The sequence below is a fragment of the Hydrogenibacillus schlegelii genome, from assembly GCF_001653195.1.
Classification (GTDB): Bacteria; Bacillota; Bacilli; order Thermicanales; family DSM-22653; genus Hydrogenibacillus; species Hydrogenibacillus schlegelii.
Genome location: NZ_JXBB01000002.1, coordinates 39,899 through 53,531, shown reverse-complemented (window position 1 = coordinate 53,531; position 13,633 = coordinate 39,899). Strand labels below are relative to the sequence as shown.

Genomic DNA, 13,633 nt, shown 5'->3' with positions numbered 1-13,633 from the left:
GAGCCAACCTGGATATTAGGAAAAAAAAAAAGGATCCCGGGGCTCAACAGGCCTCGGGGTCCGGAGAAAGGAGTTTGTCCGTGAACGAAAAGCGGTACCGCCTCCTCATCGTCGACGACGAAGAGCGCATCCGGAGACTGCTGAAAATGTATTTTATGCAGGAGCCGTACGATATCGACGAGGCGGACAACGGCGTCGACGCCCTCCGGATGGCGCTCGAGCACGACTATGACGTCATCCTCCTCGATCTCATGCTCCCGGGAATGGACGGGATTGAGGTGGCCGAGCGCCTCCGGGACAAGAAGGCGACGCCGATCATCATGATCACCGCGAAGGGCGACGAATCGAGCCGGATCAAAGGCTTTGAGGCCGGCGCCGACGACTACGTGACGAAGCCGTTCAGCCCGCGGGAGGTCGTCATGCGGGTCCGGGCGATCCTGAAACGGGCGTCGGCGACGGCGTATCTCGAATCGATGCAGCAAAAAGAAAAAATCATCCTGCCGCACATCACGATCGATCACACCGCCCACCGGGTCGTCGTCGACGGCAAGGAAGTGCAGCTTCGGCCGAAAGAGTACGACCTCCTCTACTACCTCGCCCAGTCGCCGGACCGGGTGTTCACCCGGGAGCAACTCTTAAAAGACGTCTGGCAGTACGACTACTTCGGCGACCTCCGGACGGTCGACACCCACATCAAACGCCTTCGGGAGAAGCTCAAGGAAGCCTCTCCCGAAGCGGCCCGCATGATCGTCACCGTCTGGGGCGTCGGCTACAAGCTTGAGGTGCCCCAGGCGTGATCACCCGAAGCGTCGTCGGGAAGCTGTGGTTGACGATCGTCGCCGTCGGCACGATCGCCCTGGTGACGCTCGGGATGCTCCTCGCGCAGCTCTTTCAAAATTATTTTTACACCCGCGAGACGCGCGACCTCGGCGGGATTGCCGACGCCGTCGTTCGGGTGCTCGCCGCCTCGTCGTCCCGGGGCGACGCCCTGGCCGTCGCCACCGCCCTCGTGGCGAACGAAAACCGAACGCTCGTCTTCATCCGGCCGGAGGAGGTCGGACGGGCGCGAGAACCGGTGCGGTCGATGCTGGAGGATCCCCGGTTTCAGCCGGCGTGGCGCGGCGAGCGGGTCGCCTTTCAGGGCCGGTACCCGGTGGCGCGGGACGGCGGGACGGTTGAGGAAGCGTTCATCGTCGTCGCCGCCGGTTTTCCCGCCGAACGCGGCACAAACGTCGTCCTTCTCTACGAGTCGACGGCGCCGGTCCGGGAAGCGATCGGGAGCATCGATCGGCTGATCTTTTTTGCCATCGTCTTTGCGCTTTTGACGACGACGGTGTTCGCCCTCTTTCTCACCCGGCGGATCACGCTGCCGCTCCGGGACATGATCCGGGCGGCGAACCACATCGCCGAAGGGAACTACAGCCTCCGGCTGGACTACGACTTTCAGGACGAGGTCGGATCGCTGGCCCGGTCGTTCAACCACATGGCCCGCAAGCTCGAAGAGACGCTCACCACCCTCAAGCGGCAGACGGATGAACGGGAGCGGATCCTCGTGAGCCTCGGCGAAGGGGTGCTCTCCGTCGACCGGGCGCTTCAGATCCGCCTGGCCAACCCCCACGCCCGGCGGCTTCTCGAGCGGGCGTTCGGGGAACGGGACCGGCTGCCGGAGCCGCTGGCGGCCCTGTTCCGCCGGACGATCGAGCAGAGGAAAGGCGAAGAGGCGCTTTTGGAAGCCGGCGGCGTCCATCTCATCGCCGTCACCGCGCCCCTTCTCGACGACGACGAGACGCTCGGCGCCGTCGGCGTCCTCCGGGACACCACCCGACAGCGGCAGCTCGATCAGCTCCGGCAGGATTTCATCGCCAACGTCTCCCACGAGCTCAAGACCCCGCTCGCCATGCTCCAGGGGTACACGGAGGCGATCCTCGACGGCCTGTTCACCTCGCCGGAGGAACTTCGGGAGCTCGTCAACATCATCTACGAGGAGATCCTCCGGATGGGACGGCTGGTGAACGATCTTCTCGACTACACCCGCATCGAAACGGGGAATTTTGCCCTCGATATCGAGGAAATCGCCCTCGAGCCGTTGTTCGACCGGCTTCAGCGGCGGTACCAGCCGATGTTCACCGAGCGGGACGTGGCCTTCGTCGTCGACAACCGGGCGCCGGGACGCTTCTGGCTCGACCGGGACCGGATGGAGCAAATCTTCATCAATCTGATCGACAACGCCCTCCGGTACACGCCGCCGGGGGGCGAGATCCGCATCACCGCCGAGCGGCTCGCCTCGGGGCTGCGCCTTTCGGTCCGGGACACCGGGGAGGGGATCCCGCCGGAAGACCTCCCGTTCGTCTTCGAGCGCTTCTACAAGGGGGACAAATCCCGCACCCGCGGGAAGGGCGGAACGGGGCTCGGGCTCGCGATCGTCAAGCGCCTCGTCGAGGCCCACGGCGGGACGATCGCCGTCGAAAGCGCCGTCGGCCGCGGCACGACGTTCGTCATCGATCTGCCGCTGGCGACCGTGCCGCCGGCGCCGAAGGAGGGCGACGAGTGATGCCGTTCGAAGAACTCGGAGGACGCCCGGGGGCCCGGGCGCCGCAAAGCGGCCGCTCCGCCCGTCGTCGCCAGATCGGCCCAGACCGGCGTGGTTTCGCTTCCGATTTTTTGGTATAATGACCCTTGCCGAAGGGAGGGAGCGGACGATGACGGAAAATGCGGGCAAAGCGCCCCGGGTGCGGGAGGAAAACGACCTGTACGACGCGATCGTCGGCTTTCTGGTGGCGTTCGGCTTCTTCTTCGGCCTTGGCCTTCTGGCGATGATCCTGAAGATCGTCCTCGGCTGACGCCGCGCGACGAACCGGGGGGTGACGGAACGGGGATCGGCCCGGCGCCGGACGAAGGGCCGAACCTGTGCCGACGAAAAAAGCGGTTCCCCGGGGAACCGCTTTTTTCGTCGCGCCGGATGCCGCGTGAAGGCCGCTCAGATGCCGACCTTCGCCTGCTCCCGGTAGCGGGCGACGGCTGCTTCGAGGAGGCGTTCCGCCTCGTCCGGGCCGATCCAGCCCTGAATTTCCGTCTTTTTGTTTTCCAGGTCTTTGTACACCTGGAAGAAGTGGGCGATCTCCTTTCGCTTGTGGGCCGGGAGATCGTCGATCGTGCGGATTTCGGCAAAGCGCGGATCGACCGCCGGGACGGCGATCAGCTTTTCGTCCTGGCCCTTGTCATCCCGCATGAGCAGGGCGCCGACGACCCGGGCCGGGATGATACAGCCGGGAAACGTCGGGATCGTCGTAAGGACAAGGGCATCCAGCGGATCGCCGTCTTCCGCCAGCGTCCCTTCGATAAACCCGTAGTCCGCCGGATAGAACATCGGCGAATAGAGGACGCGGTCGAGAACGAAACGGCCTTTTTCTTTGTCGTACTCGTACTTGTTCGCGCTTCCGGTCGGAATTTCGACGAAGACGTCGACGATGCGGCCTTCGCTCATCGGGTGGGCCTCCTTGCGTGCAGAATGGGCGCCGTTCTGTAAGACGGATCCATTATACCAGAAAACGCCGGAGCAAAAAAGCGCCCGCCGACGCGCCGGCGAGGAGAGGATGAGGCGATGCGCGACTGGCGGGAGATCAAGCGATCCCTCGAGCAGGGCGACGCGGCCGCCGATGCGCCCGGGGCACCGCAGGAAAGAGCGCCGGAGAACGGAGGGCAGGAAGCCGGCCGGATGGGGATCGGCGCGGGCGAGACCCGGCCGCCGCTTCCGCTCAGGACGCGGCCGAAAAAGCCGTCGCTCTTTTCATGGAGCACGTTCCCGCGGGATCGGACCCGGCCTGCGACGTCGGGGAGGCGGACGAAAGAGCCGACGGACCGCCGGCGGTGGCTGGATCGGCCGGCGCTCCTTCGCATCGTCGGAGCCAGCTTCGTCCTCGCCGTCGGCCTCATCCTCGCCACCGTCGGACGTCCGTGGTTCCCGGGGCCGCTCCAGGAGCCCCCGGAGGGTGCTTTTCCGGACCGCGACGCTTTGCCGGACGGAAAGGGGGCGGCCGGTGCCCTCCCGCCGCCGCCGGCGACCACGACGCCTTCCCCCTCTCCGGGGTCCGAAGCGCCTTCGCCGCCGGCGTCCGGCTCCGCCGCCTTGCCGGATCGTTCGGAGGCCGCCCCAATCGGCGCGACCGCCGGCGCCGGCGGCAGAACCGAGGAACCGCCGCGCGGACCGGACGGGAAGGATCGGACCGACCGGGCGCCGGCCGGCCGCCGGTACGTCGTCCGGCCGGGGGATACGCTCTACCGCATCGCGATGCGGACGTACGGGACGAAAGCGGCGATCGCCTGGATCCGGGAGGCGAACGGCCTCAAGGACAACACGATCTTCGTCGGCCAGACGCTCCTTCTGCCGGACGCTCCCCCGATGGAGGAGCGTCCGAAAGCCGAATCGCCGTAGGGCCGAAGGCGGCGCCGGATCGGGCCGCCCCCACGTCGACCGGGTCGGAGCGAACCCGGCGCGTCTAAGGGGGCCGGCGGCCGAATAGGTTCCCTCCGGGGGAGTCGGATGCGAGACCGATCGGATGCCCGGGCCGCCCTCGGGGCGGCGGCGCATCTCGGGCTTGCCTTTCTCTTCGTTCCGGTCGCCGAGGGGGAACTCTACCGGGCGGCGGCGGTCGCCGGCGGGTCGTTGGCCGACTGGGTGAGCTGGAGCCTCTATCGCCCGCTCGGGCTTCTCTTCGTGTTCGGCATCGGCGCCTATGCCGGATTTGCGGTCGGCCGGGGGCTTTCGCTCGGCGGTGCGCTCCTTCTGGCCGGGGGGACGCGGCGACGGTGGGCGGCCGGCGCCGGCCGGGGAAGGCCGAAGGAGGCGGGGGGGTTCCTCGTTCTCCTCGCGGCCGGGACGGCGCTCTGGCTCTGGCAGGCCTATCGTCCCCTGGCGCCGGCGGCGGTCTGGGGCGCCGTCGCCGTCGGCGGCCTGAGCGGCCTTCGTTTCGAAAAGCGCCTCGGCCCGCCGCTCCGCACGTCCGGCGGCCGCCTTCGCCGCCGCCCGTAGCCGGGCGGCCGAAGCGAGCGGACCCCGGCGTCAGGGCCGGGGGCCGCTCGGCGCCGGGAAGCGGTAACCGGCGCCGCTCAATCGTTCGAGGATGGGCGCCATCGCTTCGGCGGTCGTTTTTTTGTCGTGAAAGAGGATGACGGCGCCGGAAAAGGCATGGTCGACCACCGTCCGGACGATGTCGTCCGGACGGCTGAATTCCCAGTCTCGAGAGCCGAGGGACCAGTTCATCATCTGCATGCCTTCCCGGGCGAGGATCTTCCGGATCGCTTCGGCTTTCGCCCGATCCTTCGTCGGCATGATGCCGTACGGCGGCCGGAAGTAGGCGGGCCGCACGCCGGCGGTTTTTTCGATCCAGTCGTTCAGGCCGACGACCTCCCGTTCGATCTCGGCCGGGGTAAGGGAGGCCAGGTTTTTGTGGGACCAGGTGTGGTTGCCTAGGAGGTGCCCTCGCCGGACGATCTCCCGCACGAGCGCGGGGTGCGTTTCGGCGTAAATGCCGTTTAAAAACCAGATCGCCCGGACGTGGTAGCGATCGAAAAGGCCGAGCAGCGCCTCGGTGCTCTCGCCCCGTGGCGCGTCGTCGACGGTGATGAGGACGACGCGCTCCGCCGGCGCTCGAGGGGCTTGGACTTCCGAGGAGGCGCCGGAGCGGGCGCCGTCCGCTTTCAGCGTGAACGACTTCGGGTCGACGAAGTAAGCTTCGCCGGCCTCGCCCCCGGAAGGCGGGCCGGGCTCGGCCACCGGCGCCGGCGGGGAAGCCGGGAGGATCGCCCCCGGAGCGTCGGCGCCGGCGCCGCCGACCGGGTGGATGACGAATTCGTGCGGGGAAGGATCGGGCACACCGGCAGGATCGTCCGGCATCCCGGAGCGATCGGCCGGGACTTCCGCGACCGGCGGCACCGGGACTTCTCTCCCGGCGTCGTCCGGCCCGTTTTCTCTCGCCGGCGCGCGGTCCGACGCTTCATATGGGGAGGGGGCGGCCGGCCCGACGGCGGACCGGGCGCAGCCGGCGGCGAGGAGGAGAAGGAGGGCGATGAGGGCGGAAAGCCCCGCGCGGCGAAAAAGCGGGCGGAAGGTCGATGGAGCGGGGGGCCGGCAGCGGAGGGGGCGGATGTTCGGCCGGCCGATGCCGGACCCGGAGCGGTCGGGGCGGCGCATGGGAGGCCTCCTCGTTTGCGTTTCTTTCATTATACATTTTGTCAGCGGGGGGACCACATACGGCCTGTTTTCCCGGTGCACACTACGGGTGCGCCGGGAAGGAGGGAGCAACATGGCGGAACGAGGCTGGGGCGCGTTTTTGCTCGGCGCCGGGCTGGGGCTCGTCGCCGGGGCGCTTTCGCAGCAGTTCGGCCAGGGGGCGGGGGGCGCCCTAAAGCAGGGCCGTCAGATGCTCGCCCGGGCCGGCCGGGCCTTCGGCACCGGCGCCGACGAGCTCGCAGAGATCGCCGAGGAGATGGCGGCCCGGGCGATGCCGACGCTCCGGGAAAAGGCCGGGGCGAAGGTCGCCGGATCGACCTCCGCGGCGGACGCCCTCCGGCCGGATGCGGCCGCCGACGCCGGTCTGGGGAACCTCCTGGACCGGTAACCGCCGGGGACCTTAGGAATCCAACCGGCAGCGCGGGACGAAGCCTTCGAGCCGCGAAGGCTTCGTCTTTTCTTCGGTCCCCTTCCCTTTTGCTCCGCCTCGTTTCGTGGTATGCTAAAAACCGGCAGGTGAACCCGGCGTGTTCGAATATTACCGGAAATATGCCCGGACGATCTTCGACATCGCCGTGATCGTCTTCACGGGGTATGTCCTGATGTTCCTGGCGAGCCTGATCTTCCGGGTGGCGAAGCCAATCGTCTACGGGCTCATTCTTTACGCCCTCATTCACCCGTTCGTCGAAGCGCTCGCCCGCCGCCGGGTGCACCGGGCGGTGGCGACGACGGTGGTGATGCTCGGATTTTTGCTCATCTTGCTCGGCCTCGTGACGCTTGGCGCGGTCATCCTTGTCAACGAACTCAATTCATTGGCGCAAAATTTACCTGAATATATGCGTTACTTGCAACGGCAATTTGAACAGCAGACCGCCCACCTGCAGGCTCGACTCGATCGGGTCCCGCCGGAAGCGATCGTGGAGGTGCAGCGGTATCTCACGCAGGCGGTCGACACGATCAACGCCTGGCTTAAAGACGGCGTTTTCATGCTCTTCAACCTGGTGAAGGGCGTGCCGTTCCGCATCACCCAGTGGGTGGTCCACTGGGGGCTTGCCGTGATCATTGCCTTTTTTTTCAGCTTGGAGTATGATCGCTTTCGCGAAGCATTCCACACCCGGGCGCCGGGGACGCTCCGGCGGGCCGTCCGCTTCCTGCAGGAAAACGTTCTCTCCGGCCTCGGCCGCTACGTGAAGGCGCAGTTTAAGATCGTTTCCATCACGGCGATGATCATCTTTGTCGGCATGATCCTCCTCAGGATGCCGAACGCCTTTTTCGTCGCCCTCCTTTCCGGCATCGCGGATTTCGTGCCGGTCCTCGGCATTTCGTCCCTTTTTCTGCCGTGGATCGGCTACCATCTCATCGTCGGCGATTATCGCACGGCGCTTTGGGTGACGGTCCTTTATGCCGTCGTCGTGGTCGTGCGGCAGATCGTCGAGCCGAGGATCGTCGGCGAGTCCCTCGGGGTGTCGCCCTTTACCATGCTGGCGGCGATCATCGTTTCGACGTCGCTCTTCGGCGCCGTCGGCATCTTCGTTGCACCGGTCGTCGTCATTCTGATCAAGGCCTTGATTGAGCAGGGGTACTTCGCCCGGTGGATCCGCTGGCCGGAAGATCGATGACGGCCCGCGGAGCGCTCCGGAACATCGGATCGGGAAGCCCGAACGGAGCCGGAGAAGGCGAGCGGCTTCGGCGCGAACATCCGCGACCGAAGTCGCATGAACAAAGGGGGAGCAGATCCATGCAATCATTTCAATTTTATAACCCGACGCGCCTCATCTTCGGCCGGGGGGCGGTGGAGCGGCTGCCGGAGTTCCTCGGCGGCATCCGGCGGGTGCTTTTCCTCTACGGCGGCGGGAGCATCAAACGAAACGGCGCCTACGAGGACGTCACCCGGGTGCTGAAGCAGGCCGGCGTCGAATGGGTTGAGGTCTCCGGCGTCGAACCGAACCCCCGCGTCGGCACCGTCCGCCGGGCGGCGGCGATCGCCCGGGAAGCGAGGGTCGAGGCGGTCCTCGCCGTCGGCGGCGGGAGCGTCCTCGACGCGGCCAAAGGCGTGGCGGTCGCCGCGGTGGGCGAGGCGGACATCTGGGACGTCGTCCTCGGCCGGGCGACGCCGGAGGCGGCGCTTCCCGTCTACGCGGTGCTGACCCTCGCCGCGACCGGCTCCGAGATGAACAAAAACTCGGTGCTCACGAACGAAGCGACGAAGGAAAAGTACGGCTGGTCGTCGGAGCTCGTCTATCCCCGGGCGTCGTTCCTCGATCCGGCGTACACCCTCACGGTGCCGAAAGACCAGACGGTCTACGGCATCGTCGATATGATGTCCCACATCTTCGAGCAGTATTTCCACACCGTGGAGAACACGCCGGTGACGGACCGGCTGGCGGAAGGGCTCCTCCGGGCGATCGTCGAGGCGGCGCCGAAGCTCGTCGAACGGCTCGACGACCTCGCGCTCCGGGAGACGATCCTCCTCGCCGGAACGGTAGCGCTCAACGGGACGCTGTCGATGGGCGTCCAGGGCGACTGGGCGACGCACAACATCGAGCACGCCGTCTCAGCCCTCTTCGATATCCCCCACGCCGCGGGGCTGGCGATCCTGTTTCCGCACTGGATGCGGCACGTCTACCGGGTGCGGCCGGAACGGTGGGCGAATCTCGCGACGCGGGTGTTTGGCGTCGATCCGGCCGGGAAATCCGTCGACGATCTCGCCCTCGCGGCGATCGAGCGGCTGGAGGCGTTCTGGCAAGGCCTCGGGGCGCCGGCCCGGCTTCGGGAGTTCGGCATCACGGAGGCGGACGTCGAGGCGATCGTGGAAAAATCCCTCGCCCGGCGGGGGCCGTTCGGCCATTTCATGACGCTCGATGCCGACGACGTGCGGGCGATCGTCCGGGCGGCACTTTAAGGCCGGATCCGGAACGCCCCCTCGAGGGGCCGGGCGAAGGCCGATTCGGCGTCCGTCGGTCTTTCGATCGCGGGCCGCCCGGCGGGATCGACCGGCGAACGGACTTCCGCTCCGAGGGGCGCCGGCCGGTCGCGTTCCCGGACGACTGCCCCCTGCCGCCGATCGGCGAACGGCCCGAAGGGCGGGGGGCGCCCGGGAGATGAAGCGCCGGCGGGGGCGATCCGGCGGCGTGTCACCGACTCTGGGCGCGGCGCATACGGTATGAACGCCCAGAAGGAGGGAGAGCATGCCGCGCTATCAGATGTCGGTCGTCATCGATCACCCCCGGCGGACGGCTCCGGCGGGGATCGCCGACGACCTTCGCCGGTTTGCCTCCGATCCGGAGCTCAAGGTGGCCGACCGGGAGGCGCTTCGGGAGGCGATCGGGGCGCTGGAACGCCTCGTCGGCCTGGACGACGTCAAAAAACTGATCTACACGCTCATCGCCCAGCGCCTCGTCAACGAACGCCGCCGGGCCTACGGGCTCAAGACCGAACGCCAGACGGTGCATATGATCTTCCGCGGCAACCCCGGCACGGGGAAAACGACCGTCGCCCGGCTGCTCGGCCGGATTTTCCGGGAGCTCGGGGTCTTAAGCCGCGGGCATCTGATTGAAGTCGAGCGGGCCGATCTCGTCGGCGAGTACATCGGCCATACGGCCCAGAAGACGCGGGAACTCCTCCGCCGGGCCGTCGGCGGGATTTTGTTCATCGACGAGGCGTACTCCCTCATCCGGGGCGGGGAAAAAGATTTCGGCCGCGAGGCGATCGACACCCTCGTCAAAGGGATGGAAGACCACCGGGACGACCTCATCGTCATCCTCGCCGGCTACGACCGGGAAATGCTCGCCTTCCTTCAGGCCAATCCCGGCCTCCCGTCCCGGTTCCCGCTTCAGATCGTCTTCCCGGACTACCGGATGGAAGAGCTGTTAAAGATCGCCGAGGCGATGTGCGCCGAGCGGGAGTATCGCATGGACGCCGGCGCCCGGCGCAGGCTTGAAGGGCGGATCGCCCGGGCGATGCTCAGGCGGGATGTGCCCTTTGCCAACGCCCGCTTCGTCCGCAACGCCGTCGAGCGGGCGATCCGGCGGCACGCCGTCCGGACGGTGCGCCAGGGGACGACGTCCCGGGAGGCCCTCATGACGCTGACGGCGGACGACTTCGCCGACGACGGGGACGGCCTGTAGGCGGGGACGGCCGGACGAAAAAGCTCGATGCGCTCCATCGGGGAAAGGACGGACGCCGTTGACCGACATGTGGACGCAAAGCGATCGAACCGACGATGAAGATCGCCGGAGGCGGGCGGAGGCGATCGTCGCCGAGGCAGAAGCGGGGCTTCGGCCCGCCTTTTCGACGATCGAGGCGGTGGAACTGGAAAACGTCCGTCGGGTGCTCGACGCCTTCCGGCGGCATCGGGTGGGCGAAGGGCATTTTGCCGGCTCGACCGGCTACGGCTATCACGACCTCGGCCGGGAGACGCTGGAGGCGGTCTTTGCCGACGTCTTCGGCGGCGAGGCGGCGATCGTCCGGCCGCATCTTCTCTCCGGGACGCACGCCATCGCCGCCAGCCTCTTTGGCCTCCTTCTTCCCGGCGACAACCTCGTCATCGCCACCGGGGAGCCCTACGACACGCTCCGGCCGGTGATCGGTCCGGAGGGGCGCGGACAGGGAAACCTCCTCGACTACGGGATCGCCGTCCGGATCGTGCCCCTTCGCCCGGACGGCGGCATCCACCTCGACAAGATGCGGGCGGCGATCGACGAGCGAACAGCGGTCGTGTTTTTTCAACGTTCACGGGGGTATCAGGAGCGACGCTCGTTTTTTGTCGCCGAGCTCGCCGAGGCGATCCGGGCGGCCAAAATGAAAAACGCCGCCGTCACCGCCGTCGTCGACAACTGTTACGGCGAGTTCGTCGAACCGATCGAACCGCTTCACGCCGGCGCCGACGTCCTTGCCGGCTCTCTCATCAAAAACCCCGGCGGCGGTCTCGTCCGGGTCGGCGGATACATCGTCGGCCGCCGGGCGGCGATCGAGCGGATCGCCGCCCGGCTCGTCGCCCCGGGGATCGGGCTCGCCGTCGGGGCGGCGCCGGGGGGCTGGCGCGAATTTTATCAGGGGCTCTTTCTCGCCCCGCACGTCGTCGCCGAGGCGCTCAAGGGGGCGCATCTGACCGCGGCGGTCATGCAGGCGGTCGGCTTTCCGGTCGATCCGCCGCCCGGGGCTCCCCGCACGGACCTCATTCAGTCCATCTCCTTCGGCGACCGGGAAACGCTTCTCCGCTTTGCGGAGGCGGTTCAGGCCCACTCCCCGGTCGAGTCATTCGTCCGGCCGACGCCGGGGGCGATGCCCGGATACCGGGACCCGGTCGTCATGGCCGCCGGGACGTTCGTCCAGGGGGCATCGATCGAGCTTTCGGCCGACGCGCCGCTTCGGCCCCCCTACCGCGGTTACCTGCAGGGCGGACTCATGTACGCCCACGTGAAGCTCGCCCTGATCGGCATCCTCGTCCGGTTGGCGGAAGCGGGGCGGATCGCCCTGTAGGGCGCTCGGTAAGGCGCGGATGCCGCTCGCCGGGGCGAGACCGCCCCGCGCGCCGGGCCGGCGATTCGAGCGATCGGGCCGGCGATCGGTCGGACGGGACGGCGTTCGGGCGACGCCGGCCCCGGCGGTGCGGTCCTCTACCGGTCGTAAAAGCGGAGGAGACCGACGACGCGGCCGAGGACGGTCGCCGTCGCCAGCTCCATCGGCGGGTAGTTCGGATTTTCCGCCGCCAGCCGGACGACGCCTCGGGCCGGATCGGGATAAAAGCGCTTCACCGTCGCCTCTCCGTCTTCGGTCATCGCCACGACGATGTCGCCGGGGTTGGCATGGGGCGTCTTTTCGACGATGACGAGGTCGCCGTCGTAGATGCCGGCAAGGATCATGCTGTCCCCTTCGACCCGAAGGAGGAAAGCGTCATCCGGCGTCCGGGCGGCGGGGAAGGGGAGGTAGCCCTCGATGTTTTCCACGGCGGTGATCGGCCGTCCGGCGGTCACCCTGCCGACGAGCGGGAGGTAGCGGACGTCGCCGTGGGCCTCCCGTCCCTCGGGCCCGAGAAGCCGCATCCCTTCGGCGCTCAGCCGAAGGGCCCGGGGCCGCTCCGGATCTTTTTCCAGCACGCCTTTTTGCACCAGGCGATTGAGTTCAAAGTGGACGGACGATGTCGACGACAGCCCGACGGCTTTCCCGATCTCCCGCACCGACGGCGGGTAACCGCGCTCCCGGAGCGAACGGGCGATCGCCCGAAGGATCGCCCACTGACGGTCGGAGAGGTCGGACATCGGGAACGCCCCTTTCGCGGAGATTTTTCCATCGGTTGCTCCCATTGTAACAGACCGCGCCCGACAAAAACAGATGTTTTCGTCAGGCGGCGGGATCGGGCCGTCGATAGCGGCGCCCCTCACCGGCCATACTACAAAAGAATCAACCCCCGGGCGCCGTCCGGGGAGCGGGAGGGGCGGACATGCGATTTTTGGGCTTTCGGGCCGTTCTTGCGCTCGGGGTTTTCACGGCTTCGGCGTTCGGGTCGGCCGCCTGGGCGGCGCTCGGCGTCGCATCGGATGAGGGCTCCGCCGGATCGGTCGACCGGCCCGCGTCGGAGGCGAACCTGCCCGGCGGGGGGGAGACGAAGGCGTACCACTGGGGCTTTCAAAAAAGCCGCGACGGCCGGCCGCCGTCGATCGCCCGGGAAGGGTTTCAGGGGCTGATCGAGCGGTACGGTGCGCTTTTTTACGATGAAAAGGGCGGCAAGGTGCTGTATCTTACGTTTGACAACGGCTATGAAAACGGTCAGACGGCTCGCATTCTCGACGTGCTTAAGGAAAAGAACGTGCCGGCGACGTTTTTCGTCACCGGCCACTACCTCCGGTCGGCGCCGGAGCTCGTTCGCCGGATGGTCGCCGAAGGACACATCGTCGGCAACCATTCGTGGAGCCACCCGGACATGTCCGCCCTGAGCCCGGCCGAGATGCGCCGGGAGATCGAGCGGGTGAACGCCGCCATCGCGGAGCTCACCCCGCAGCGGACGACCGTCTTTTTCCGGCCGCCCCGGGGGGTGTTTTCCGAACGGCTGCTTCGCACGGTACGGGCAATGGGGATGGAGACGATCTTCTGGTCCGTCGCTTACAAAGATTGGGAACGGGACGTCGTCCGGGGGGCGGATGTCGCCTACCGGCAGGTGATGGGCCAGCTTCACCCCGGCGCGGTCATCCTTCTGCACAGCGTCTCCAAGGACAACGCCGAGGCCCTCGGCCGGATCATCGACGACGCCCGGGCGCAGGGGTACGTCTTTCAGAGCCTCGAGGACTGGCGGCTTCGGGAGCGGAGCCTCCTCACGCCGGAAGGGGCGTCGACCGGCGATGACGATACCTGAAATTTTTGCGCTTGACATACGATCTCGACCGCTCTACAATCGCTGCAGTGAGT

Annotated in this window: 14 protein-coding genes; 11 read left to right on the top strand and 3 right to left on the bottom strand. The window is 67.4% G+C overall.

Features of this window, described 5'->3' with window-relative positions:
• The first annotated feature begins 80 nt into the window (after positions 1–80).
• The 3 genes from SA87_RS01730 (at position 81) to SA87_RS12965 (ending at position 2,840) form a co-directional block, all read left to right on the top strand.
• On the top strand, positions 81–797 hold the full coding sequence (locus tag SA87_RS01730) for a response regulator transcription factor (RefSeq protein ID WP_066198213.1): 717 nt from the start codon (positions 81–83) through the stop codon (positions 795–797).
• On the top strand, positions 794–2,551 hold the full coding sequence (locus SA87_RS01725; RefSeq protein ID WP_066198209.1) for a sensor histidine kinase: 1,758 nt from the start codon (positions 794–796) through the stop codon (positions 2,549–2,551). The genes SA87_RS01730 and SA87_RS01725 overlap by 4 nt, the downstream gene beginning before the upstream one ends.
• 148 nt (positions 2,552–2,699) lie before the next feature.
• The gene (locus tag SA87_RS12965) at positions 2,700–2,840 is read left to right on the top strand and encodes a YqzM family protein (RefSeq protein ID WP_169793372.1); all 141 of its coding nucleotides are present in this window, start codon (positions 2,700–2,702) and stop codon (positions 2,838–2,840) included.
• Between the two features lie 137 nt (positions 2,841–2,977).
• On the opposite strand, the gene SA87_RS01720 is transcribed toward SA87_RS12965, so the two are convergent.
• The gene (locus SA87_RS01720; RefSeq protein ID WP_066198207.1) at positions 2,978–3,484 is read right to left on the bottom strand and encodes an inorganic diphosphatase; all 507 of its coding nucleotides are present in this window, start codon (positions 3,482–3,484) and stop codon (positions 2,978–2,980) included.
• A gap of 117 nt (positions 3,485–3,601) precedes the next feature.
• On the opposite strand from SA87_RS01720, the gene SA87_RS01715 reads away from it, so the two are divergent.
• Complete coding sequence (locus SA87_RS01715) at positions 3,602–4,432, top strand: LysM peptidoglycan-binding domain-containing protein (RefSeq protein ID WP_066198205.1); 831 nt, start codon at positions 3,602–3,604, stop codon at positions 4,430–4,432.
• A gap of 108 nt (positions 4,433–4,540) precedes the next feature.
• Positions 4,541–5,029: a hypothetical protein gene (locus SA87_RS01710; RefSeq protein WP_066198202.1), complete on the top strand. Its 489-nt coding sequence runs from the start codon at positions 4,541–4,543 to the stop codon at positions 5,027–5,029.
• A gap of 30 nt (positions 5,030–5,059) precedes the next feature.
• Here the strand turns inward: SA87_RS01710 and SA87_RS01705 are convergent, their stop codons facing one another.
• Positions 5,060–6,190 carry a polysaccharide deacetylase family protein gene (locus SA87_RS01705; RefSeq protein WP_066198197.1) on the bottom strand — a complete coding sequence of 377 codons (1,131 nt, stop codon included), beginning with the start codon at positions 6,188–6,190 and terminating at the stop codon, positions 5,060–5,062.
• A 112-nt stretch (positions 6,191–6,302) separates the two neighbouring features.
• Between SA87_RS01705 and SA87_RS01700 the strand changes: the two genes are divergently transcribed.
• From SA87_RS01700 to SA87_RS01675, 5 genes are all read left to right on the top strand, one after another.
• Positions 6,303–6,617 carry a hypothetical protein gene (locus SA87_RS01700; RefSeq protein ID WP_066198195.1) on the top strand — a complete coding sequence of 105 codons (315 nt, stop codon included), beginning with the start codon at positions 6,303–6,305 and terminating at the stop codon, positions 6,615–6,617.
• Between the two features lie 139 nt (positions 6,618–6,756).
• Complete coding sequence (gene ytvI / locus SA87_RS01695) at positions 6,757–7,848, top strand: sporulation integral membrane protein YtvI (protein ID WP_066198192.1); 1,092 nt, start codon at positions 6,757–6,759, stop codon at positions 7,846–7,848.
• 119 nt (positions 7,849–7,967) lie between these two features.
• Positions 7,968–9,131, top strand: a complete 1,164-nt coding sequence (locus SA87_RS01690) for an iron-containing alcohol dehydrogenase (protein ID WP_066198189.1) — start codon at positions 7,968–7,970, stop codon at positions 9,129–9,131.
• Positions 9,132–9,417: 286 nt separating this feature from the next.
• Complete coding sequence (locus SA87_RS01680; RefSeq protein ID WP_066198182.1) at positions 9,418–10,356, top strand: AAA family ATPase; 939 nt, start codon at positions 9,418–9,420, stop codon at positions 10,354–10,356.
• Between the two features lie 67 nt (positions 10,357–10,423).
• The gene (locus tag SA87_RS01675; protein ID WP_066198324.1) at positions 10,424–11,710 is read left to right on the top strand and encodes a methionine gamma-lyase family protein; all 1,287 of its coding nucleotides are present in this window, start codon (positions 10,424–10,426) and stop codon (positions 11,708–11,710) included.
• Between the two features lie 137 nt (positions 11,711–11,847).
• Here SA87_RS01675 and lexA read toward each other — a convergent pair whose 3' ends face one another.
• Positions 11,848–12,489, bottom strand: coding sequence for a transcriptional repressor LexA (lexA, locus tag SA87_RS01670; protein ID WP_066198179.1), 642 nt, complete (start codon positions 12,487–12,489; stop codon positions 11,848–11,850).
• Positions 12,490–12,671: 182 nt separating this feature from the next.
• Between lexA and pdaA the strand changes: the two genes are divergently transcribed.
• On the top strand, positions 12,672–13,580 hold the full coding sequence (gene pdaA, locus SA87_RS01665; protein ID WP_066442252.1) for a delta-lactam-biosynthetic de-N-acetylase: 909 nt from the start codon (positions 12,672–12,674) through the stop codon (positions 13,578–13,580).
• The last annotated feature ends 53 nt before the right edge of the window (positions 13,581–13,633 follow it).